Below are 20,923 nucleotides of genomic sequence, written 5' to 3' on the forward strand. Positions count from 1 at the left end.
GGGTGTAGGAGATAAGGGGGATTCCAATGAGTAAAAAATGGCTTCTACTCAGCGTCATTTTAACAGCTTTTTTAGCTGCTTGCGGAAATACACAATCAAATGAGTCAGACTTTTCGGAAGTGACCGAACAATCTTGGTCTGATATAGAAAATGCCGCAGACGGGACAACGGTTCGACTGTTTATGTGGGGCGGCGATGAAGGTATTAACCAATACATTGACGAATGGGCAGCTCCCCGATTAAAAGAAAATTATGGGATTACCCTGGAACGAGTCCCCATGGAAACTGCAGAGATTCTACAAAAATTGCAAACCGAAAAACAAGCCGGCAAGAAGGATGGAACCATAGATATTATATGGCTGAATGGAGAAAATTTTAAGAATGCTAAAGAAAATGAATTGCTGGCAGGTTCATTCGTAGATATGCTCCCTAACTTTCAAGAATATTACGATACCGATGACCCCGCTTTTCAGACCGATTTTGGTACAGCAACAGAGGGAATGGAGGCTCCCTGGGGTAAAGTGCAATTCGTTTTTCATTACGATCAATCGAAAATAGAAACCCCCCCTTCTTCATTTGAGGAATTGAAAAACTGGGTCGAGAAGAATCCAGGTGAATTCATTTATCCAAACGCGGAAGACTTTACAGGAAACGCCTTTCTACGGCATGTCTTATATGCCCAGGACGAACAGCCTTCCGACATTTATGAGCAGCCTCTTGATGAAGAAGACATTTCGGGCACAGCAGATAAGTTATGGAATTATTTAAATGAAATGAAACCTAATCTCTGGCGTAATGGAGAGCATTATCCGAATACACTAACCGAGCTGGACAGATTGTACAGTCAGGGAGAAGTATCGATGACAATGGGTTATAATGAAGCCCGGGCGGAATCCCTTATAGATGAAGGCGTGTTCCCTGAAACCACCCGTTCTTTTGTTATGGAGCCCGGTTCTATTGGGAATACACACTTTCTTTCGATTCCATTTAACAGCCCTAATTCGGAAGGGGCACTAACTACGATCAATTTCATGCTGTCTCCAGAAGCTCAATTAGCTAAGCTTAAGCCGAACTACTGGGGAGAAAATACTCCCATCAGTCTCGATAAGTTACCCAAAGAAATGCGCGAGAAATTCGAATCCGTTGAACGTGGAGAGAGCGTGCTGAGCCAACAGAAACTTGAAGAAAGTTTCCTTCCAGAATCAGAAGCGGGTTATGTAGAATGGATTCAGGATCAGTGGTTTAATGAAGTTGTTCAACAATAAATCTGTTTATCTGTTAATCCCAGCCCTCTTGTTTCTCCTTCTTCCTTTATACGGTTTTTTCGCCGCTATCGTTCAGAGTTTGTCGGGAGGAAGCGGATGGACACTAGAATATTATAGCAGCTTATTTGAATCCAGCCGCTTCCTTTCTGCGATTTGGTTCAGTATCCGAACAACCTTGATCGCAACGATTTTATCCTTAATCATCGGAGTCCTGATCACCCGGTCCTTTTATCCCTACTTGGAACATCACGTCCCGCGTCTTCTCGTGTGGCTTCCGATGCTGTTCCCTCATTTTGTTTGGGGCTACATGATTATCCTTCTGCTATCAGAAACCGGGCTTGCTGCCCAATTGCTTGTAGAAGCAGGAGTGATCACGGACAGCAGCGCATTCCCTATATGGACGAGGGACCCGCAGGGGATTGGTATTATCATTACGTATATATGGAAGGAAGTTCCTTTTGTCATTCTTATGCTGCTACCGGTTTACAGTTCCATTAAACCGGGTTACTACGATCTCGTGGAAACCCTTGGCGGAAGTAAAGTAAGACAGTTCACAGCAGTAGAATGGCCTGCTATTTTTCCTGTTTTAATGGAAATCGCATTGATTGTTTTTTCATTCACGATTTCCGCCTATGAAGTTCCAGCTTTAATGGGTACTACTTTTCCAGAAATGATTTCTGTACTCAGCTATGAATGGTTTTATGGAAGCGGATGGGAAGATCGTCCAATGGCTTTTGCAGCGATGGTAAGTCTGAGTCTGCTCATTCTAGCTTTTTCCGCTGCTGGGTTCTCTATCCTTCAGAAAAAGCGCTGGCGAGCTATGAGAGGACGATCTGTATGAATGTTAAAAAACTCATCTTTATACTGGTAGCTCTTTTATTATTTGTAATGCCCGTCCTGTTGCTTTTGTTACAGAGTTTCAGCTCTCCCTGGCGCTTCCAGTCCGGAGAATCGTTCCATTTTCAGCTAACAAGTTTCCAGGTATTATGGCCAGCATCTAATCTTTGGGAAGCTACCTTCTGGTCCGTCGTTGTCGGAGCAGGCGTGCTCCTTTTAAATATGGTCGTGGGAATCGCTGCAGGAAAAGCGCTTTCCACACTTTCTTTTAAAGGAAAACCGCTTCTGGAAGTTCTTTTCCTGTCTCCTGTTTTAATTCCCGTGCTTGCGGTCGCTATGGGCCTTCATTTGTTCATGATTCAAGCAGGACTGGCTGATACAGTCCTCGGCGTTATTCTTATCCATCTGGTTCCTACTATTCCATACAGCATTCGAATCTTTCACAATTCGTACGCTCAGCTTGGGAATCGTATGCTGGAACAGCCAATCGTTCTTGGAGCCGCACCGCTGCAGCAACTGTTCACTGTAGAACTCCCTTTAATGAAACCTGCGATTCGCAGTGTCACATTTTTAACCATCGTCATTAGTCTAAGTCAATATGCCATTACCTCTATTATCGGAGGAGGCAGGATCGTTACACTGCCTATGATTTTCTTTCCATTCCTTGATACAGCTAACACCTCGGTCATGGCCGCTTTTGCTGTCTGGTTTGCTATGATCCCCCTAGCGATGTACATCATTGTTGAAGGCCTGCTCCTTCTTCTGCCCTATTCTAGAATGCCCTGGAGGAATACACGATGAATCATACACTGGACGTTCAGCATCTAAGCAAGCAATTTAATCACGACCTCATCCTGTCTGATCTTGCTTTTCAATTAGAAAAAGGGGAAATCCTCAGCATTGTGGGTCCTTCAGGAAGTGGAAAGACAACACTGCTCCGTATACTGGCTGGTTTAGAAACTCCTTCTCAAGGGAGCATTCATATGTATGGGGAAGAGATTACTTTCCAAAAAGCTAATCAAAGGGACATCAGCCTTGTCTTTCAACAGCCTTTGTTATTTCCCCATATGACGGTTCAGGAAAATATCGCTTATGGAGCAAAGCTGGCGGGCAAAAAGAATAAAAACAAAACTTCTGATTTGCTTAAAGCAACTGGGTTAGATCGCTTCAAAAATTACTTCCCTTCTGAAATTTCGGGGGGCCAGCAGCAACGAGTTGCTTTAGCCCGCGCTATGGCTACAGAGCCGGAAATCATTTTATTTGATGAACCTTTCAGCAGCCTCGATCCTAAGCTGCGTCATCAGATCAGGTACTGGGTGAGAGACTTTTTAGTTGATCAATCCATAACAGGAGTCTTCGTAACTCACGATACCGAGGAAGCAATGATTATGGGTGACCGGCTGGCGCTCTTTCATGAAGGAAGCTTCCAGCAAATCGACGAGGCAGAAGTGATTCATAAGCACCCGGCTAATTCATTTGTTGCCGATTTTCTAGGAGGTCATTTGATAGTTGACGAACAACACTATGTTCCTCTAAAGGAATGCTCTCTCGAACCTTTTAATGAACAAGAAGTGCGCTCCTATCATGGTCTTCTGCAGCACATTACCTTTCAGAACGGTCAGGCGGTCGGTCATATATTTTTAAAGGACCTGGATCATCAGGTTTCCCTTCCTATTCATGAACATGTTTCCGGTGAAGAAGTCACCCTATACATTAAGGAATCGAGTATCCGGACGTTTGGAGGCTCAGCGTTATGAAGTGGAAAAGCCTCATACGGGCCCTATTGTTTGTCATCGTTTTCCTTGTTATTGCCTGGTTTATACGGCAGCAATTTAATGTTACAGCGGATAGTATTCGCAGCTTCATCCTTTCTTTCGGTATTTATGGACCGCTTCTCTTTATGGGGTTATACGCGATAGGGCCGATCGTGGTGTTTCCAACATCCATTCTCTCTCTAGCTGCTGCTTTTGCGTACGGTTTATGGCCAGGTATGTTATATATTGTGATAGGAGCTACTGCAGCTGGTATTACTGGCTACGTAATGGGACGTTTCTTTGGAGATTCGGTTTTGAAATTCCAAGAATCCAAATGGTCTGAGAAAATATATTACCGAATGAAGGAACGGGGTTTCTTGTATGTATTCGTTTTAAGGCTCATCCCTATTGTAGGGTTTGACATCTTAAGTTACTTGGCAGGCGTTACACGCGTAAAGCTGCGATCCTTTATCATTGCTACTGTTTTTGGAATGCTTCCCGGAACGTTTGCTTACAGCTTAGTTGGCACTAGCCTGGCAAGTGGAGACCGCCAATTGATCTTCATTGCCTTAACTGTATTTGCTCTGATCTTTGCCCTGACTTTTCTATTCCGGAATAAAGTGAGAAGCTGGCTGAAAATATAGTAAATAAGCGCCTCCTTAAAGGAGGCGCTTATTTATATTTAGCCATAAAATCTCTGTCTATTTTATTTTTTAACTTCCAGGCCTGCCGGCTGTGATGACTCAGCGGACCATAGACCATAAATCCTTGCTGTTTTCCTGTTGATAAGATATAGAGGGCATTTTTTTGAGGATCATATTCCTGGAGCGGTTGACCAGACAAGAATTGACTCAAATTGTTCCATAACACGGGGCCTTGTTTAACAGCATAGACACCGCTTTTCTGAAGCTCAGGATACGCAGTCAAGGTTACGCAATCCCCTGATCCAAAAATATAATCATACTCTTGAAACTGCAGGGTGTCTCTGACCAGCGCAAATCCTTTCTCATCTACTTCGACTCCCGACCGTTTAAAGATAGGCTCGGCAGAAGCTCCGCCCAACCAAAGGACACTAGTATGCCGAATTTTATTGCCGGAGTCCGTTACAATGTAATGATCATGAATTTCCTTTACACTTTCATCCTCCCACACTTGAACTCCTTTTTTAATAAGTAATGATTTAAGCCGAGTGGAAACTAATTTTGGAAATCCATTCATGACCTTCTCAGCAGTGACCAGCTTAACTTGTCCCGGAATTTGGTTCTTCTCTTTATAAGTTTGGATCGAAAGAGCAAGTTCCGTTCCCGCAGCTCCTCCTCCTACAATTAAAGGATGAGTAGTATTCCGAATTTCTTCAATTTGAGAAATGAATTCATAATTAGGCTTGATGGTGCGTGCCACCGTATTTTCAAAATCCTGTGGTAAACTTTGGGAACCAATATCAAAACTTACAACATCAAACGGATAGACGGAACCGTCATGGCAAATTACTTTTTTCTGTTTAGGTCGCAAACTGACCACGGTTTTCTCAATGAAATGAATACGTGCTTCTCTCGTAATCTTTTCCAGTGAAACGCGTGTATCTTCAAGCGAATACAGGCCTTCTGTGAATCCGGAAAACATTCCAGAGTAATATTGATACCTGGAGGAAGAAATTAGACACACCTCAACATTTACCCATGCTTCGCTTTTCAGCCTTCGGATCACCTCTAGATGAGCATGCCCTGCTCCTACTAATACCAATCGTTTTGACATTACAGGTCCCCCCTTATACAAAACGCCCACATGGAATGGACCATGTGGACGTTTACTTTAAAGACTTGTCTGCAAGAACTCTTCTACTTCTTCAGGAGTTTTTGCGTTCGCACTATGCAAATGAGCTATTTTTTCACCTTGTTTGAAAATTAACAAACTAGGAATACCCATCACTTCATACTTATCTGCAACCTCAGGAATTTCATCACGATTAACGTCGTACCAACGATACTGGTTATATTCCTCTAATACTTCTCCGATAAACATATCCATTCGACGGCAATCTGGGCACCAGTCCGCCTGGAACTTAATAATAACCGGCTGCTCACTCTCGATTGTTTCGTTGAATTTCTCTATTGTATGAATTGATTCCATGCTCATCATTCTCCTTTTAAACAGATTCTTATCCATATGATAATTGGTAAGAATGCTTTTGTCTTATGATTTGCTTATTTATATTCCACACGGCCCAGAAGCCATGCAGCTACGAGACCTCCAATAAAGGTCAGGACACTTACCAACCACAATGCTGCGCTTCCCGGCACACCCGGAAAAATAACAAATACCGACCCAATAACTAAACCAATGATTAGAGCAAAGGTCCCTGAGGTATAATTCTCCAAAAAGAATTTAACAATCTTACTCATAACGACAATACCAAATAGAATTCCTAATCCAACCACTGCTATAATATCAAATTTCAAATCTGATACTCCACCGACTACTGTGGAGTAAACTCCAATAATCAGCAGTATGAAAGACCCACTAATACCTGGCAAAATCATGGCACTACTAGCAATCCAACCCGAAAAGAACAGAAGAATATAAGTGGAAAGCGTTAAGTTCTGCATAGGTTCCGTTTCATTCGTCTGAAAAAACGCCATTGATGCCACGAGTACTGCACCAATGAGTAAGATGAGATAATGGTTCGCTTTAAATTTATGCTTCACATCCGCTTTATGTGTTAAATATGGAAGCACCCCTATTATCAATCCCAGGAAAAAAAACTGAGTGGGACCAGGGTAATGCTCAAACAACCACTCTATTAATTTTGCCAATAACAGAATAGACGTGATAACCCCTATCCCCAGCGGCAATAAAAATTTAAGATGTTTTTTCCATTCCTTTGTAAAGAAACCGTTGATCGCTTCAATCAAACGGTCATAAATACCTAAAACCACCGCAATTGTACCACCGCTTACGCCTGGGACTACGTCACTAGCTCCCATAAGCATACCACGGTAGATATTTCTCCATTCCCACATGTTCAATACTCCTTTTTAATAAATTCAAAGTGTCACTTATTCTACTTTGCTTGTCTATGATTTTATGATCCTTTTTTAATGTATCCTAAAAATTGCCTTCAATCAATCATTCTTACAGCATAAATAAAGGACCGGATTTTACCCGGCCCCTTTATCCAATATTTTAAGCAGAGGTTTTTTCCTCAGAATCTCTATGTTCTTTTTCCATAGAAGCTTTATCAGCACGCAATGCTTTGTAAAGTGATAAAACCATAAGAATCATAATAAATGAGAATGGAAATGCTGCCGAAATAAGAGCATTTTGCAAGGCTTGCAGACCGCCGGAATACAATAACACGGCTGCCATAGAGGACTGGATAATACCCCAGGCGAATTTAACCATAGTCGGCGGTGTCAACGAGCCATTCGTAGTCTGCATCCCTAATACGAACGTCGCTGAATCGGCAGAGGTAATAAAGAAAGTTCCAATTAGAATCATCGCAATAATGGACATAATCAACCCTAAAGGATAGTTATCGAAAGCGCCAAAGAGCGTCTGTTCCGTAACTAGTTCAGATAAGTCCGTTTCACCACCCTGCTGAACTTTAATGGCTGAAGAACCAAAGGTGGAAAACCATAGAAACCCTATTACAGATGGCACTAACAACACACCGGATAGAAACTCTCTAATTGTACGCCCTTTGGACACACGGGCGATAAATATACCGACGAATGGAGACCAGGCGATCCACCAGGCCCAGTAGAATACTGTCCAGTTGTTAATCCAAGTTCGGTTCTCTTCACTATTCGGAGCTAATCTAAAACTCATGGAAGGCAAGTTCTGCAGATAAGCTCCAATTGTATCCGTGAACATATTCATTATGAACAAGGTAGGACCTATTACCAACATCATCACTAACAGAAGTAACGCTAAAATCATATTCGTATTACTCAGGTATTTAATCCCTTTACTAAGACCAGTATAAGCTGACATCATAAACAAGACCGTTACGACTCCAATAATAATCAGCTGCACCGTAAACGAATCTTGAATAGGCGTCAGGAATGTAAGTCCACCATTGATTTGCGCGGCTCCGAAGCCCAAAGTGGTAGCTACACCTACAATAGTTGCAAAAACAGCAATCACGTCGATCGCTTTCCCCCAGGGACCTTTCATCTTATTTCCAAAAAGCGGCTCCAAAGTTGCACTTACGAGAGCAGGTGATCCCCGGCGGAATTTAAAGTAGGCGAGTACTAAAGCAACAATCGCATAAATTCCCCAGGCATGAACTCCCCAGTGAAAATAAACGAACTGCATGGCTTCATTCAGAGCCTCAGGGGTGCCCGTTTCTGCAGTTGGAGCATTCTTTGCGTAAAAGTAAATCGGTTCTGCAGCCCCCCAGAAAACCAGACCGATCCCCATACCTGCACTGAATAACATCGCAAACCATGTGGCATAGTTGTAGTCTGGTTTATCAGAAGGTTGACCCAGTTTAATCTTTCCATATGGACTAAAAATCATATAAATACAAAAAATGACAAAACCCGTAACGATTAATAGATAATACCAGCCAAAGTGTACAGAAATGAATGACTGTATTGACCCTGTAATACTTTCAAGATTTCCAGGAGCAACAGCCCCCCAAATAACTGAAAATAAGGCAATGGCCAGGGTAATCCAAAATACCGACGTAACTTTCTTCATCATCTTCTCCTTTCCGGTGCTCAACTTTTTTACATCAATAGATAATTGCGAGGAAATGGTAATTGTGGACTAATTAACTGTTACCCCATCCTCAAATTTGTAAACAATTTGTCTAAAAACTGTAAAAAATGTCGACAGCCTGGAAAGGTGTACTTATCTAACTAATATGGGCGCGGGAACTGAACGGTTTTATTACAGGCTGAGGCTAACTTCTGAGCCTGCTTATCAAAGTATTCAAAATCCAGCTGATCCATACTCTTTGTATCGACAGCTTTCATCATGTATCGTCCAAATCTCCATACATCTTCTTTAATGTGATTATCATGTACGACGGATATTTTATAAAGAGCTTCAATAACACCATTCATTACGGAAAAGTCATTACTTCCATATATCCGCATCTGATAAAAACTGGTGTAAAGATAATCATGAAATTTCCTTGGTTCGATCTTTAGTCTAAGGTTATGATCATCATCCGCATAATAACGGATGGGCTCATAAACAGAACCCAATTCGGCTAGCAGTGAACCTATACGATTAATACAATTAACCGCTGTGTGTGGGTCATTAATACCTGGGGAGATTGCTTTGACGGCAATTTCAACGAGTTTCTGAATCGAAAACTCAATGTCCTGTATATCTGTTCGCTCATTTCCTACTATTATATACTGCAGCGCTTCCTCCGGTTTAATTTCTTCCGAAGACTCCCCTTCCCAATAATAAAACAAAGGCATCCCCTTCTGAACGTAATCTCCAATTAATGTGTTTACCTCTATAAATAAATCATTTTTTACAGCCCACTGAATGAATAATGCCATCTGCATTCCTTGAAGGTAACCCGATTTATCAGCAAAAATGACACCTTCACTGTTTTGTTTCAAGCTTTCCAAATCTTTTTCATCCCACTCTGTCGTTTCAGTGTAGCTCTTTTCCTTAAACGTATTAGCAATAATCTTTGAAGTGTTTTGGCGGATATCACCAATTAAATTGTTCACTTGTAAGAAACGGGAGGAATGATGAATAAACAATATGAAAAACCCTAAACAAATAATGGATACGACTACCGTTAAAAAGGGACTGACCATGCCTTTCTCATCAGTGCCGCCTAACAATAATAAATTTACAAGAGCAAAGATAAATCCAAAGGAGTAAACACCTAACACATGCTGGGTAACACGGCTTTTCATAAAATCCTGTAGAGTACGCGGGGAAAACTGAGTGGAATATGTAGTCAACACCACCATAATGGTTGAAAAACTAATGGTTGTCATCGTCAATATCGACGTGATCAGCGATCCATATAGGGTTGTTGCCACACTTTTTTCAGTTAAAAATACTTTCGGAATATTTTCCTGAACTTGCGGAACGATCCATAAGTCCACAAAGCTTATCAGAATAACTGAAATGATAGATATAAGGCTGTAAAGAGTTGGAAGAAACCAGAAACTGTCTCGCACTTTAACCCAAATTTTCTCTCTGTTCATTAACTTCTTTCTCCCTTCCTGTTCAACTCACTTCCCCACCATATCATTTAAATCCGAAAAATCTTAAGGATTTACTTTAAAATAATAATTTTTCTAACCATATGTGATTAGGCTGGTGGTGCATCAGGCTCTGCTTAAGCCACTCCTTTTGACGTTCACTTAAGTGAGGAAATATATAGTGAAAATCCTGGTTATCCTTTTCACTGGTGTACTTTGCTTTGTAAAGAAGGACAATTTCCGGATTTAAATAAGGAACTCCCTGCTCAGAGCGAAGATGCATGTAACTAAGCGGGCATCTAATTTTGCTGTCACGCCTAAAGTGCCAGTAGTCCCCTTTTCTTTCATTCAATAAAATCTCTATCTGTTCTTCAGAATGATTCGTTGAATGAATCTCGTGAATGGGGGCTTCCAGCCATTCTTTCTCTTTCCAATTTAATCCACTACCCTCTTTAATATACTTCATTTTCCAATTCTTGAAGTATGATCGGAGCAAATACTGCTCGTCCCTTAATACCGCTACATCGAGATCTTTGTGCTCTCTTATTTCTTCCCCTATATGAAGATCAATCGCCCATCCGTCCGCGATCCACCAGTGACCTTGATAGTCCTTCATAAACTTCTTTACTTGCACACATGATTCAAACATTAGGAACACCTCCTTAACCTAGAATGGTTGACTACAAAGATCTTAAATAAAAATTCAGTGTTTTTTGACAAATCCAATATTTAGTCGAATAATGATGCATAGGAGGTGGGATATGTTAAAAGGACACTTAGTAGATTTGAGGCCTGTGTCCCGCAAAGATTTGGAGGATCTTTACACATGGGCCAATGATGAGTCCCTTACTTTTCTTAGTTCAGGAAGTGAATCAGCGAACCAGAATAATAACCCTCTGGAAGCTCTTCAAGCCCAATATGAAAAAAATCTGAATTCACATCATTTATGGGAACATGGAACTGTGTTTATAGTTTACTCAAAAGCAACGAAAAAACCTATTGGCAAATGTGATTATCGAAATTTAAATCCCGTCACAAGAGTGGCAGAAATTGGGCTGACAATTGGTGAACGTGATTATTGGGGGCGGGGATATGGAAAAGATATTATTTACACGTTGCTCAATCACCTTTTTTATACCCTTAATTTAGAAAGGGTACAGCTCGATACCTGGAGTGGAAATCACCAAGCCCTTCGTTTATACGAAAAAGTCGGGTTTCAGCTGGAGGGCCAGCTGCGTAGAAACGAATTTGTTCAAGGAAGCTACTATGACACCATACTCATGGGAATATTGAAAAGCGAATTTGAATCTGGCACTCGTTAAAAACAAGAGACACTTGTACATATCTCCTATTACATGTTTTTATTAGGAAATTTAAGGGAATAAACTCATCAATATTATTTGACTCATTTTTTATCAAAATTATGTTCCAAGAAAGGAGTCAGTATGAAAAATCCAGTATTTTTTATTTCGGCCTCTGTGATCGCCGTATTAGTAGTCATAGGTGCCGTCAATCCTGAAGGGTTTGGCAGTGTAGCCACCACTTTATTTGGTTTTACAACGAAAAACTTCGGTTGGTTTTACCTCATCTCTGTATTTGGTTTCGTTATATTCTTAGGTGCGTTAGCCCTAAGTAAATACGGAAAAATTAAAATTGGCCCACCAGAATCTGAACCAGAATATCCTTTTTTCACTTGGATCGGCATGCTTTTCTCAGCTGGATTTGGAGCAGGATTAGTGTTTTGGGGCGTAGCTGAACCAATGAGCCATTTTTTCACAACTCCATTTAATACGCTTGAAGCACAGACAGAAGAAGCGGCTCGAATTTCTATGGGATATGCTTTTTTTCACTGGGGGATAAATCAGTGGTCTGTTTTCGCCATTGTCGGACTCTTAATCGGATTCTTACAGTTCAGGCAGAATAAGAGCGGTTTGATTTCCACCGCCCTCGAACCAGTGCTGGGTAAAAATAAAGGGGTGAAGACCTTTATTGACTCACTTGCCGTCATTGCCACGGTCATGGGTATCGCTACCTCACTAGGACTTGGCATTCTACAAATGAACGGTGGTCTAAAAGCCGTATTCAACGTGCCAAATAACACAATGATTCAACTGGCCATTACCGCTGTACTTCTCGTCCTTTATTTAGCCTCTTCTAGTACAGGATTAAACAAAGGAATTAAGTGGCTTAGTAACGTGAATCTCGGTTTATGTATGGTTTTACTAGCCTTCGTATTCATAGCAGGACCTACTGTATTTATACTTAACACCTTCACCTTAGGACTTGGAGATTATATTACAAACTTTGTGGGCTACAGTCTTCGTCTAACTCCTTATGAAGACGGTGGAGGGGACTGGCTGAGAGAGTGGACCATCTTCTACTGGGCGTGGGTCATTGCCTGGTCTCCATTCGTTGGAACCTTCGTAGCTCGTGTATCAAGAGGAAGATCCATCAGGGAATTCATCTTTGGAGTTCTGATTGTACCGCCATTAATTGCATGCTTGTGGATCGCTACTTTTGGAGGAACAGCCTTAAACAGTGATTTGAACAACGGAACTAACATAGCTGAGGCGGTTAACGATGACGTAACTTTAGCATTATTTGAAACCTACCAGCATCTGCCCATGACTGGAGTACTATCTATTTTATCCATCTTATTAATTGCAACATTTTTAATTACCTCAGCGGACTCCGCTACTTACATTCTAGCTAGTATGACAACTAATGGAAGCTTAACCCCTCCGCTTATTATTAAAATTGTTTGGGGAGTTTTAATGGCAGCCATTGCTGGAGTTCTGCTATTAGCAGGCGGGCTGAATGCCTTGCAGACTGCTTCCCTTGTTTCTGCTTTACCGTTTACCATCGTGATCATACTCTTTGTCTATGCATTTACGAAGATGATTAGAAAAGAAGAACCTGCTCAACAAAAAATTGAACAGCACCGCAAGGCCAGATAATTAAAAAGCTGTCTCCATTTAAATAGGAGGCAGCTTTTTCGTCTTTATTTAAACCATCTTTACCCCATACCTAAATCTCCTGGGTCATTGGCCTTAAATTTTGCCAGAGTAACTTCCGAACTTTCTACAGGTTCTTGATCTTTCTCATTATCAAATGCAAGGGATGCCGATCCAAATGTCCCTGCAGCTATCATTAAACCTAAGAGAACTACAGTTAAACGTCTTTTCATTTTCTTCTACCTCCCCATATTTTATAAACGTTTCAAATAGTGTTTGGGTAAAAGCGCAAAGAATTGATCTCCAAGTTCATGAATGAATCGATGATCGGCATTTTCCAACAGGTGATTATTCTTACTCGCTGCTCCCATATAACACTCTTGAAACGGAGTCCATGTTCCCAGGTTTTCCATAATGGGTCTCGCTTTTAGAAAATTCTTTGTCCGCTATGGCTAAATGAGCTGTTTCTAAGGGATCAGGCGTTGTCATTTCTTCTGTTAGAAGATGGCAGGCAGCAATGAAAGGAAGGGCATGGTTTTTTATAATACCAGCCCACCTTTTTAAACTATACTTTTCTGCAGTTTCAAATGCCTTTACAGCTTGTTCCATGGAAGTTTTATAGTCTGTATATAGATTGCATAGAGCCAAGTTATGATAAACCCGGCAGATTTTTTGCGGTGACAATTCTGTATTAGTAATTTTGTAAGCATACTTTCTTAGCAAAAAGCGGGTTGTTCGTTTTCCAATAATGCTGGACAGTAATTCATGATATCTGATCCTCATATAGTAAAGAGTCAGGGGCTCGTTAACGGCACTTATAGCTTCATCAATTTGCTCCAGGTATTTATCAAGCCCCTTATATTCTTTTAAATCATAATAATAGTAGTTAATGGTAAAAAGGTGTAAGCAGTGAAGAGATGGATGGAGGAATTTTTCTTTTTGCAATGACTGTAATTGCGCTTTTGATGGTTTGCTATTCAGTCGATTTAATAGCAGCCTATATAAATAAATGAGCTGGGTGTTTACGTTATTGTTTTGAAGGACTGAAATGTGGCTTCTAGTTTAGACTGTTTTTTAATAGGGGGATATATGTTTCATATAAAGGTAAGGTGTAGTTTAATTGTAATTGATGCAATGGACGAAGTTCAATAACCTGATAACTGACCATCGAGCCTCATCCCTTTTGCATTATCTATTTCCATTTTATTGTATTTTATTGGTAAAGTCTAGCAATCTGTCAGATTATTTTGTAAATTAAGGGTGGGTTTCAAGTAAAGGTATCCTTTAGTTTCATGTTCTTATGAAGAAGCAATTATTTTTACATCTTTTACTAGAAATATCTGTAATGTATTAATTAAAATATTAAATTTATATACCAGACATTCCATAACACTAAACTGTAAACTATTGCTTTCTCTATTGCCGAACCTGTTCTAAACGTAATAAAAAAACGCTTATGTTTGCTTGAAAAAGGATAAACAAGAGGAATTCCTCTCTTTGTTAAATAATCAGCTGATAAATGTGAAATCACTCCAATAATCAGCCCTGATAAATAAAACCATTGTATGTTCACCCACTCTTCAATAAACCAGCTGTAGCCAATTAATATTCCAACAAATAATAAAGAATGGGTCATTTTGCGGTGGCTTCTAATCATGAGCAAAATAGGAAGCAAAAGCATAAGAAAAACTTTCAGTTCCTCCCTATATAAATCAAGATACCGTGGTACAAATAAGTAAATTATAAAGGCAATAGTGAAAAGAGTAAGCAGCCCTCTCCAGAACTTACGTCCCAATTTTGAATTCGGCATATCGATATCGGGCAAAAGTGATCCAAATAAAACAAAACTTAAGAAAAAAACCGCTGAAAATGGTTCATCAGCATGGGGAACGAGCTGGGGAATTAAAGTTAAAGCTCCTACTCCGAAAGTTATTCCAACGACTTGGTGTCCTGTGGCCATCATGATGTTTCAAGTCCTTTCTATCTTTCTTACATTGACTATTAAACCAACTTGCTTTTTTACAGTAAAGCTCCCATTACTTGAAGACTCGATTTCGAGATAATTGGGCCCGTTACGTTAGATGGATAAGGGTTGGTGGGGAAATAACTCGTCTTGTTCCATCACCCAGACACTCGAGACATAAGCCGCTCATCAACGGATTGAAAAACCGCAATCCTTTTGATGGTCGGCTTATGCTGATCGTGTCTTTCGGGGTGATTCCACATTTGAACACTTTCCTATGGGGGAACGGTGAGCTTCCTCGCTCGTTTTCACTCCCGCGGGATCTCACCTAGTTCCTTCTCCCATGGGAGTCTCATCATTTCCCCACCAACCCAACATGATTATGAAATACGGACCCTTCTAGAAGAGAAAAGTTCTCCTTCTTAATCTGTATTAAAGGCTTTAATACAGGCTATGGCGATAGTTACATCCTGAAAATAGCTGCACAATCACATGGTCTCATTACTCATGTGATGTCTTAAGTGGTTTCGAGCATCTGATTAGGCTAGGCCCGGAGGGGGACGATGAAGACTCCTGTGGGCTAAACATGATCGGTAAGATCCCGGAAGGCGAAGCCTGAGGAAGCTTACCACAAGGGATGTTCGACTAAAATCGCCACGTCCTGTGGCAACGTCGAACGACCCTGCGTCGTGCAGGGCCGGAAAGCGAAGTCGTCCCCCGGAGGACCTTCCTCATACCCAATATCTCGAAATCGAGTCTTCCACAATCCGGCTCTTTAATGGAATAAACCTTTAGGAAAAATCAACAATAATATTCGTTTTATAGAACATTTTAAATTATATAAATAAACCCACACTCTAGTCATGTGGGTTGGTTTTTTTGCCTAGCAGTCCTTTTCGGGTAAGCCGATCATCTGAAACTTAGGTCCCTCCATCGTTTGTTTCCCTTCAATGGTTAACTCTGTGGTCAAGTGTTCAATTCGTTTATCAATCGCTACTGGAATAGCGTTTAAATGATACAATTCATCATCTGCTTCAGGCTCACCAATTGTCATTCCAATGTCAGGCTCTCCACATCCATATCCTGCAAAGTACAAACGTAAACAGGCGGCCTCTTCTTCTTCGAGGATCTGAAGTAACAAATCTCTAGCTCCATCTGTTATTTTCATATAAAGACATCTCCTTCGACTATAAAATACCACAAACGAGTCCCATATATGAATTGAAAACGCTTATAGACCATCTATAAGTTTAAGTTTGTACTTTTAACCACAAAAAAACACCTCCAGATTATTATTCTGGAGGTGTTTCTATAGGGTTATTATACGGCTTTAGTATTAATTTCTACATTAATGTTGCCGCTTGTTGCTTTAGAGTATGGGCATACTTTATGCGCTTCCTCAGCAAGCTCTTCCGCTTCTTCTTGAGAAACTCCTTTAACTTGCACATTCAGAACCACGCCTACTTTAAAGCCGTTATCTGATTCATCTTTTAGTAAACTTACATCAGCAGTGATTTCAGAATCGATATCTTTCTTCTTCTTGCTTGCAACCAGATTTAATGCGCCATCGTAGCAAGCGGAGTAGCCTGCAGCAAATAGCTGTTCAGGATTGGATCCTTTTTCGTCACCTTCACCAGGCATTACAAGGTTCAGGTCGATTAAACCATCATCGGATTTGACATGGCCATTACGTCCGCCTTGCGCTGTTGCATGAGCAGTAAACATTACGTTACTCAATATCATCACTCCTTGATTTTGTATTATAATCATTCACAACATAGGTTTACCTCAAATTCATGTCCTCTAAACCTCGCTACCGTTCTTCAATTCTAAAATCTTCTTTTAAAGAAAGCGGAGCAGTCTTGACCATCCATTGGGTAATATAAGTAAATACGGTTAAATCATCAAGTATTCCGAATAAAATTAGGAAGTCAGGAATCACATCCCATGGAAAGAGGAGATAACCAAAAAGGAACAATAGCGAAAGCCACTTTTTTCTTGCGCTTACTTCTTTTGAACGAAAGAAACGCAGCATAAACGGTACTGATTTCCTTACATTGAAAACAAATTTAATTCTGCGCCATAATCTGAGCATCAGTCCCCTCCTTTCCCTTGTCTATTTTTATCCCCTGAGAGCTCCGATGTTTAGTCCTTCAGTCACAATTGCTTAATTAAAACGTATGCTTTAACATAAAAAGAAAAGTTCCTGCTCTTGGTTGTGACCGTTACATATATACTTGCTGCAACCTTTTTATAAAGAATGCCGGAAGAGATAAAGGGGAGAAATCTTTAATGAAAATCCTGTTACTGAATGGTACCATAGTCGGTAAGAAAACGAGAACTTTACTCGATGAAATTGATAAATATATCCAAATGTTGCCGGAATCCCACGAAACAAAAATCATTGATTTAGAAAATTATGAATTGCAATTTGTAGATGGCCGTCCGACCGACGAATATAATGAAGACATGCAGCAGCTCATTAAAGAAGTAGAGAATGCCAACGCTTATGTTATTGCGGCTCCTATATTCCAAGGTTCGATACCGGGAACTTTAAAGAATGTGTTTGATGCTGTATCCCCGCTTGCTATGCGTTATAAACCCGTATCCATCGTAGCGAACGGCGGAACCCTGCAGCACCATCTGGTCATCGAAAACCAGCTTAAGCCGATTTTAAACTACTTTAGATGCATGGTTACACCTAATTACGTGTACACTCACACAAACCATTTCTCCACTCAAGGTGAACTAATTGATGAAGACGTACGGAACCGACTTCAGGAAATGATTAAAGTATTTAATCAGTACATGCAGATGAGCCAAGAGATCGAATTGGATAAGTAAAAGCCTTGCCACTAAAAGTGGCAAGGCTTTTATACATGAGATAATACTTTACTAACATAATTTTGAGTTTCCTGAAATGGTGGAACCCCTCCATATTTATCTACATTCCCCGGCCCAGCGTTATAAGCAGCCAACGCTAAACGAGAGTTTCCATCATAACGATCTAGCATCTGTTTTAAATACTTTGTCCCGCCCATCACGTTCTCTTCAGGGTTAAATGGATCTTTGACACCTAGTCCTTCTGCAGTTGCGGGCATCAGCTGCATAAGCCCCTGTGCTCCAGCGTGGCTGACCACGTCGGCATCAAAATTGGATTCTGCCTGAACCACTGATTGAATCAACTTTTCATCTACTCCGTAATGTTGAGAAGCTTTTTTAATAATTTGATCAATACTCTGGTCTTTCATCTTAGTACTATCTATTTCTTTTGCTTGTTTTGATTCTTCTGATTGACTCATTTTATCTGCTTTACGGTTGTCATCAGATTCAGTAGTTTCTTTAGATTCTTTATTAGACTCCATATGTATCGGCTGGACCTGAAATGTTGTAAAGCTGGTTATTCTCGCCTGTTGTTGAGAAGGACTTGTTAACGGAGGTTGCGAAAAGGTTTCTTCCAATAAATTTTGGAAGGTCATATCCCTATTGTTTTCATTGTTGTTCTGATTCGTATTTGAATAAAGGTTCATCATAGACATGGTCTGCATTTGAAGCAATAAATTCAAGCTGCCAAAATTCATACTTCCACCTCATTGTACATTAGTAACTAAAGTTTACCTCATCCTCCTGCTTCCTACAATAAAATTCCTCAAAATAATACCTTTTTTTCCATTTGAATCCAAAAGTTGAGAAAAAACACTCAGAAAAACACCATTGATTCAATGATTCTTGAAGGCTTTTTCCCAAAGCAGAAGGAAGGTTATCAATGATACAATAATATTATCAAAAGAGATGACTAACTATTTCATTCCCTCGAAAATAGTTATTTAATAAAGATTTATGGTCTACAGAGATTTTTTCCGCTTTACTGGACTTATATCTGTTCTCTCTTTTGTCTCTTACGTCGAATCACCCTATCTATTTTTCCCCGCCAGGAAAAATAGACCTGTAGCTTTCATGGTATGTCTCCCTTCATTTTGAAGTGCACTGCCATGCCCCTCTTTGACATACAAAGAGGGGTATTTTTTTGTCTATTTATCTCATTCTTCATTTTCATTTATGCCCAAGGTTGTCCACCACACGCCCTTACTAAGCCACAAAAAATTTCTCCGTTCAGAAATATTGGTAATTGAAGACACATATATTGTTAGTAAAGGAGGGGTGCAAAATGGTTGGATTTAAATGTGATAATTCGTTATTTGGGTACTTAGCAGCGGTAGTGGCGAGTTTCTTTTTACTCTGGCTATCTGAATTTGGGGCAGTAGCCACAAATAATTTCTTTTCAACATTGTTCTTCTATGTAGGTGCAATTGGATTGGCTTTATTCTCATTCGTAATCATATTCTTATCACTATTCAGTCTCTTCTCTAAACAATAAACACTGCTAAACCATAAAAAGCTGCCTCAATAAAATCTGAGACAGCTTTTTTAATTCATTCTACGATTACATCAATATGTGATGGTTTAACATGAATAGAAACAGGAAGTGAATCTCCTTCTTCTCCGTCTACATTGGTAACCAGATTTTCAGAAGACGTTATTTCCAAGTTCTGAGCGGTAAAATACTCCACATCACTCTGATCTTTAAGGTTTCCCCTCAAGATAGACGATACAATAGTAGCCAGACGGACAAGGTTTACATTTTTTATTACATAGCAATGTAAGAGTCCATCATTCACTTCTGCTTGTGGTGAAAGGTTTTCTAATCCTGCTGTCGAATTCGTTAAGGCAGCGAGGAAAAGAAAAGATTCGCCTTCCCATGTTTTATCTCCATATTCAATCTTTAAAGGATAGCCTGTGTCGCCAGCCAGAGTTTTTAAACCTTCCATAGCATAAGCTAACGGTCCAAACTTAGTTTTTTGTTCTGGACTGACTTCATAAGTTGCTTCAGCCAGAGCCCCTACAGCTACAATATTTACAAAATAACGGTCGTTAAACCGGCCAATGTCTACTTTTTTCGATCGATCTGAGCGAAGCACATCCACTGCTTTTTTTGGTTCTAAAGGGATATTGAGTGCTCTGGCGAAATCATTTACAGTCCCAAGCGGTACGATGCCAAGTAACGGACGATGTGTCTGATCCACCATTCCATTAATCGTTTCATTCAATGTGCCATCTCCGCCTAAAGAGACCACTAAGTCAAATTCATCCCTACAAGCGTTTTGACAATATTTCATGGCATCGAGTTCTTTTTCCGTTTGAGATACTTTCACTTCATATCCTTTATCCTTTAAGATTGCTTCAATTTCTTCTACATAATCTACTGCTTCTTCTTTTCCGGATGAAGGATTTACAATCAACATTGCTCTCTTCATGTGTATCCTCCTCTCCATTCATCTGGTTTGTTTATTCCTTATATTACAGAGGAAGAAATAATGAAACATCACAAGTTTGATTGGTTAGTTTTCTTACTATTTTTTCCAAACGACGTGGTATTCTGGAGTATCCTTAATCACCTCATGGGCGAATGAGCAGACAGGGTCAATTTTCAGTTTGTTTTCTCTTGCATAATTAACGGCATGATCTACTAAGTCACTTCCCAGACCGTTCTCTCTTTCAGAAGGTACAACGACGGTGCTTAATATTTTCATAGTATCTCCATGTTCTTCGAAATCAAGATGAGCATCAGGTTCCCCCTGATCACCTATATAAAATCTTCCTTGATCATTTTGAATAGCTTTACTCATATTATCTGCATCTCCTTTCAATTATCCTACAACAACCATACCCTGAATAAGGAAGAGATATTCACCTAATCCCTGTTCATTAATAAAATTAAGGCACTGCATACGAGAATCGATCCGTTAAGGTTAATTCTCAGACAAACCATAGCTTTGATTACTACAGATAAGCTCCCATTACTTGAAGACTTGATTTCGAGACATTTGTGAGAATTAGGTCCTCCGGGGGACGATTTCGCTTTCCGGCCCTGCACGACGCAGGGTCGTTCGACGTTGCCACACGA

General features: G+C 40.3%; 24 protein-coding genes. 9 read left to right on the forward strand and 15 right to left on the reverse strand.

Annotation, left to right across the window (positions count from 1 at the left end; translation table 11 throughout):
• Positions 1-26 precede the first annotated feature (26 nt).
• From BMZ06_RS12110 to BMZ06_RS12130, 5 genes are read left to right on the forward strand one after another with little or no spacing between them, the layout of a single operon-like run.
• Positions 27-1,265 (forward strand): ABC transporter substrate-binding protein, encoded by a 1,239-nt coding sequence (locus tag BMZ06_RS12110; protein WP_089752280.1) that lies wholly within the window; start codon positions 27-29, stop codon positions 1,263-1,265.
• Entirely contained in the window at positions 1,246-2,106 is an 861-nt protein-coding gene (locus tag BMZ06_RS12115; protein ID WP_089752281.1) for an ABC transporter permease, read from the forward strand. The genes BMZ06_RS12110 and BMZ06_RS12115 overlap by 20 nt, the downstream gene beginning before the upstream one ends.
• A complete protein-coding gene (locus BMZ06_RS12120) occupies positions 2,103-2,903 on the forward strand; it encodes an ABC transporter permease (protein WP_089752282.1) in 801 nt (266 codons plus the stop codon). The genes BMZ06_RS12115 and BMZ06_RS12120 overlap by 4 nt, the downstream gene beginning before the upstream one ends.
• Entirely contained in the window at positions 2,900-3,859 is a 960-nt protein-coding gene (locus BMZ06_RS12125) for an ABC transporter ATP-binding protein (RefSeq protein ID WP_089752283.1), read from the forward strand. The genes BMZ06_RS12120 and BMZ06_RS12125 overlap by 4 nt, the downstream gene beginning before the upstream one ends.
• The gene (locus tag BMZ06_RS12130; protein WP_089752284.1) at positions 3,856-4,500 is read left to right on the forward strand and encodes a TVP38/TMEM64 family protein; all 645 of its coding nucleotides are present in this window, start codon (positions 3,856-3,858) and stop codon (positions 4,498-4,500) included. Before BMZ06_RS12125 ends, BMZ06_RS12130 begins: the two co-directional genes overlap by 4 nt.
• A gap of 28 nt (positions 4,501-4,528) precedes the next feature.
• Here BMZ06_RS12130 and BMZ06_RS12135 read toward each other — a convergent pair whose 3' ends face one another.
• From BMZ06_RS12135 to BMZ06_RS12160, 6 genes are all read right to left on the reverse strand, one after another.
• Complete coding sequence (locus tag BMZ06_RS12135) at positions 4,529-5,611, reverse strand: FAD-dependent oxidoreductase (protein ID WP_089752285.1); 1,083 nt, start codon at positions 5,609-5,611, stop codon at positions 4,529-4,531.
• A gap of 57 nt (positions 5,612-5,668) precedes the next feature.
• A complete protein-coding gene (locus tag BMZ06_RS12140) occupies positions 5,669-6,022 on the reverse strand; it encodes a thioredoxin family protein (RefSeq protein WP_089752286.1) in 354 nt (117 codons plus the stop codon).
• A 38-nt stretch (positions 6,023-6,060) separates the two neighbouring features.
• A complete protein-coding gene (locus BMZ06_RS12145) occupies positions 6,061-6,876 on the reverse strand; it encodes a DUF368 domain-containing protein (protein ID WP_089752287.1) in 816 nt (271 codons plus the stop codon).
• A 163-nt stretch (positions 6,877-7,039) separates the two neighbouring features.
• Positions 7,040-8,560 (reverse strand): glycine betaine uptake BCCT transporter, encoded by a 1,521-nt coding sequence (locus BMZ06_RS12150; RefSeq protein WP_089752288.1) that lies wholly within the window; start codon positions 8,558-8,560, stop codon positions 7,040-7,042.
• 161 nt (positions 8,561-8,721) lie between these two features.
• Positions 8,722-10,044, reverse strand: a complete 1,323-nt coding sequence (locus BMZ06_RS12155) for a DUF2254 domain-containing protein (RefSeq protein WP_089752289.1) — start codon at positions 10,042-10,044, stop codon at positions 8,722-8,724.
• Positions 10,045-10,120: 76 nt separating this feature from the next.
• The gene (locus BMZ06_RS12160; RefSeq protein ID WP_089752290.1) at positions 10,121-10,690 is read right to left on the reverse strand and encodes a nucleotidyltransferase domain-containing protein; all 570 of its coding nucleotides are present in this window, start codon (positions 10,688-10,690) and stop codon (positions 10,121-10,123) included.
• A gap of 112 nt (positions 10,691-10,802) precedes the next feature.
• Here BMZ06_RS12160 and BMZ06_RS12165 point away from each other — a divergent pair, with 112 nt between their 5' ends.
• Together BMZ06_RS12165 and BMZ06_RS12170 are read left to right on the forward strand one after the other, a co-directional pair.
• Complete coding sequence (locus tag BMZ06_RS12165; RefSeq protein ID WP_089752291.1) at positions 10,803-11,363, forward strand: GNAT family N-acetyltransferase; 561 nt, start codon at positions 10,803-10,805, stop codon at positions 11,361-11,363.
• A gap of 123 nt (positions 11,364-11,486) precedes the next feature.
• The gene (locus BMZ06_RS12170) at positions 11,487-12,998 is read left to right on the forward strand and encodes a BCCT family transporter (protein ID WP_089752292.1); all 1,512 of its coding nucleotides are present in this window, start codon (positions 11,487-11,489) and stop codon (positions 12,996-12,998) included.
• Between the two features lie 59 nt (positions 12,999-13,057).
• Here BMZ06_RS12170 and BMZ06_RS20745 read toward each other — a convergent pair whose 3' ends face one another.
• The 6 genes from BMZ06_RS20745 to BMZ06_RS12195 all read right to left on the reverse strand — a co-directional run bounded on the left by BMZ06_RS20745 (position 13,058) and on the right by BMZ06_RS12195 (position 17,053).
• Positions 13,058-13,228, reverse strand: coding sequence for a hypothetical protein (locus BMZ06_RS20745; protein ID WP_175477882.1), 171 nt, complete (start codon positions 13,226-13,228; stop codon positions 13,058-13,060).
• A 121-nt stretch (positions 13,229-13,349) separates the two neighbouring features.
• Complete coding sequence (locus BMZ06_RS12175; protein WP_425431767.1) at positions 13,350-14,045, reverse strand: hypothetical protein; 696 nt, start codon at positions 14,043-14,045, stop codon at positions 13,350-13,352.
• A 304-nt stretch (positions 14,046-14,349) separates the two neighbouring features.
• Entirely contained in the window at positions 14,350-14,958 is a 609-nt protein-coding gene (locus BMZ06_RS12180; protein ID WP_089752294.1) for a metal-dependent hydrolase, read from the reverse strand.
• 883 nt (positions 14,959-15,841) lie between these two features.
• On the reverse strand, positions 15,842-16,126 hold the full coding sequence (locus BMZ06_RS12185; RefSeq protein WP_089752295.1) for an iron-sulfur cluster assembly accessory protein: 285 nt from the start codon (positions 16,124-16,126) through the stop codon (positions 15,842-15,844).
• 152 nt (positions 16,127-16,278) lie between these two features.
• A complete protein-coding gene (locus tag BMZ06_RS12190) occupies positions 16,279-16,695 on the reverse strand; it encodes an organic hydroperoxide resistance protein (protein ID WP_089752296.1) in 417 nt (138 codons plus the stop codon).
• A gap of 76 nt (positions 16,696-16,771) precedes the next feature.
• The gene (locus BMZ06_RS12195; protein WP_089752297.1) at positions 16,772-17,053 is read right to left on the reverse strand and encodes a DUF1232 domain-containing protein; all 282 of its coding nucleotides are present in this window, start codon (positions 17,051-17,053) and stop codon (positions 16,772-16,774) included.
• A gap of 197 nt (positions 17,054-17,250) precedes the next feature.
• Here BMZ06_RS12195 and BMZ06_RS12200 point away from each other — a divergent pair, with 197 nt between their 5' ends.
• Complete coding sequence (locus tag BMZ06_RS12200; RefSeq protein ID WP_089752298.1) at positions 17,251-17,802, forward strand: NADPH-dependent FMN reductase; 552 nt, start codon at positions 17,251-17,253, stop codon at positions 17,800-17,802.
• A gap of 29 nt (positions 17,803-17,831) precedes the next feature.
• On the opposite strand, the gene BMZ06_RS12205 is transcribed toward BMZ06_RS12200, so the two are convergent.
• Positions 17,832-18,539, reverse strand: a complete 708-nt coding sequence (locus BMZ06_RS12205; protein WP_089752299.1) for a lytic transglycosylase domain-containing protein — start codon at positions 18,537-18,539, stop codon at positions 17,832-17,834.
• 587 nt (positions 18,540-19,126) lie between these two features.
• Between BMZ06_RS12205 and BMZ06_RS12210 the strand changes: the two genes are divergently transcribed.
• Complete coding sequence (locus BMZ06_RS12210) at positions 19,127-19,336, forward strand: hypothetical protein (protein ID WP_089752300.1); 210 nt, start codon at positions 19,127-19,129, stop codon at positions 19,334-19,336.
• Positions 19,337-19,391: 55 nt separating this feature from the next.
• Here BMZ06_RS12210 and BMZ06_RS12215 read toward each other — a convergent pair whose 3' ends face one another.
• Complete coding sequence (locus tag BMZ06_RS12215; RefSeq protein ID WP_089752301.1) at positions 19,392-20,273, reverse strand: diacylglycerol/lipid kinase family protein; 882 nt, start codon at positions 20,271-20,273, stop codon at positions 19,392-19,394.
• 96 nt (positions 20,274-20,369) lie between these two features.
• Positions 20,370-20,645, reverse strand: a complete 276-nt coding sequence (locus tag BMZ06_RS12220; RefSeq protein WP_089752302.1) for a GNAT family N-acetyltransferase — start codon at positions 20,643-20,645, stop codon at positions 20,370-20,372.
• Positions 20,646-20,923: the final 278 nt, after the last annotated feature.

The organism is Halobacillus alkaliphilus (assembly GCF_900113125.1).
In the GTDB taxonomy this organism is placed as follows: domain Bacteria; phylum Bacillota; class Bacilli; order Bacillales; family Halobacillaceae; genus Halobacillus; species Halobacillus alkaliphilus.

Excerpts from the sequence above, each read along its gene's own strand:
- BMZ06_RS12110 (WP_089752280.1), top strand. The coding sequence starts at position 27 with ATGAGTAAAAAATGGCTTCTACTCAGCGTCATTTTAACAGCTTTTTTA.
- BMZ06_RS12115 (WP_089752281.1), top strand. The coding sequence starts at position 1,246 with ATGAAGTTGTTCAACAATAAATCTGTTTATCTGTTAATCCCAGCCCTC.
- BMZ06_RS12120 (WP_089752282.1), top strand. The coding sequence starts at position 2,103 with ATGAATGTTAAAAAACTCATCTTTATACTGGTAGCTCTTTTATTATTT.
- BMZ06_RS12125 (WP_089752283.1), top strand. The coding sequence starts at position 2,900 with ATGAATCATACACTGGACGTTCAGCATCTAAGCAAGCAATTTAATCAC.
- BMZ06_RS12130 (WP_089752284.1), top strand. The coding sequence starts at position 3,856 with ATGAAGTGGAAAAGCCTCATACGGGCCCTATTGTTTGTCATCGTTTTC.
- BMZ06_RS12135 (WP_089752285.1), bottom strand. The coding sequence starts at position 5,611 with ATGTCAAAACGATTGGTATTAGTAGGAGCAGGGCATGCTCATCTAGAG.
- BMZ06_RS12140 (WP_089752286.1), bottom strand. The coding sequence starts at position 6,022 with ATGGATAAGAATCTGTTTAAAAGGAGAATGATGAGCATGGAATCAATT.
- BMZ06_RS12145 (WP_089752287.1), bottom strand. The coding sequence starts at position 6,876 with ATGTGGGAATGGAGAAATATCTACCGTGGTATGCTTATGGGAGCTAGT.
- BMZ06_RS12150 (WP_089752288.1), bottom strand. The coding sequence starts at position 8,560 with ATGAAGAAAGTTACGTCGGTATTTTGGATTACCCTGGCCATTGCCTTA.
- BMZ06_RS12155 (WP_089752289.1), bottom strand. The coding sequence starts at position 10,044 with ATGAACAGAGAGAAAATTTGGGTTAAAGTGCGAGACAGTTTCTGGTTT.
- BMZ06_RS12160 (WP_089752290.1), bottom strand. The coding sequence starts at position 10,690 with ATGTTTGAATCATGTGTGCAAGTAAAGAAGTTTATGAAGGACTATCAA.
- BMZ06_RS12165 (WP_089752291.1), top strand. The coding sequence starts at position 10,803 with ATGTTAAAAGGACACTTAGTAGATTTGAGGCCTGTGTCCCGCAAAGAT.
- BMZ06_RS12170 (WP_089752292.1), top strand. The coding sequence starts at position 11,487 with ATGAAAAATCCAGTATTTTTTATTTCGGCCTCTGTGATCGCCGTATTA.
- BMZ06_RS20745 (WP_175477882.1), bottom strand. The coding sequence starts at position 13,228 with ATGAAAAGACGTTTAACTGTAGTTCTCTTAGGTTTAATGATAGCTGCA.
- BMZ06_RS12180 (WP_089752294.1), bottom strand. The coding sequence starts at position 14,958 with ATGATGGCCACAGGACACCAAGTCGTTGGAATAACTTTCGGAGTAGGA.
- BMZ06_RS12185 (WP_089752295.1), bottom strand. The coding sequence starts at position 16,126 with ATGAAAATAACAGATGGAGCTAGAGATTTGTTACTTCAGATCCTCGAA.
- BMZ06_RS12195 (WP_089752297.1), bottom strand. The coding sequence starts at position 17,053 with ATGCTCAGATTATGGCGCAGAATTAAATTTGTTTTCAATGTAAGGAAA.
- BMZ06_RS12200 (WP_089752298.1), top strand. The coding sequence starts at position 17,251 with ATGAAAATCCTGTTACTGAATGGTACCATAGTCGGTAAGAAAACGAGA.
- BMZ06_RS12205 (WP_089752299.1), bottom strand. The coding sequence starts at position 18,539 with ATGAATTTTGGCAGCTTGAATTTATTGCTTCAAATGCAGACCATGTCT.
- BMZ06_RS12210 (WP_089752300.1), top strand. The coding sequence starts at position 19,127 with ATGGTTGGATTTAAATGTGATAATTCGTTATTTGGGTACTTAGCAGCG.
- BMZ06_RS12215 (WP_089752301.1), bottom strand. The coding sequence starts at position 20,273 with ATGAAGAGAGCAATGTTGATTGTAAATCCTTCATCCGGAAAAGAAGAA.
- BMZ06_RS12220 (WP_089752302.1), bottom strand. The coding sequence starts at position 20,645 with ATGAGTAAAGCTATTCAAAATGATCAAGGAAGATTTTATATAGGTGAT.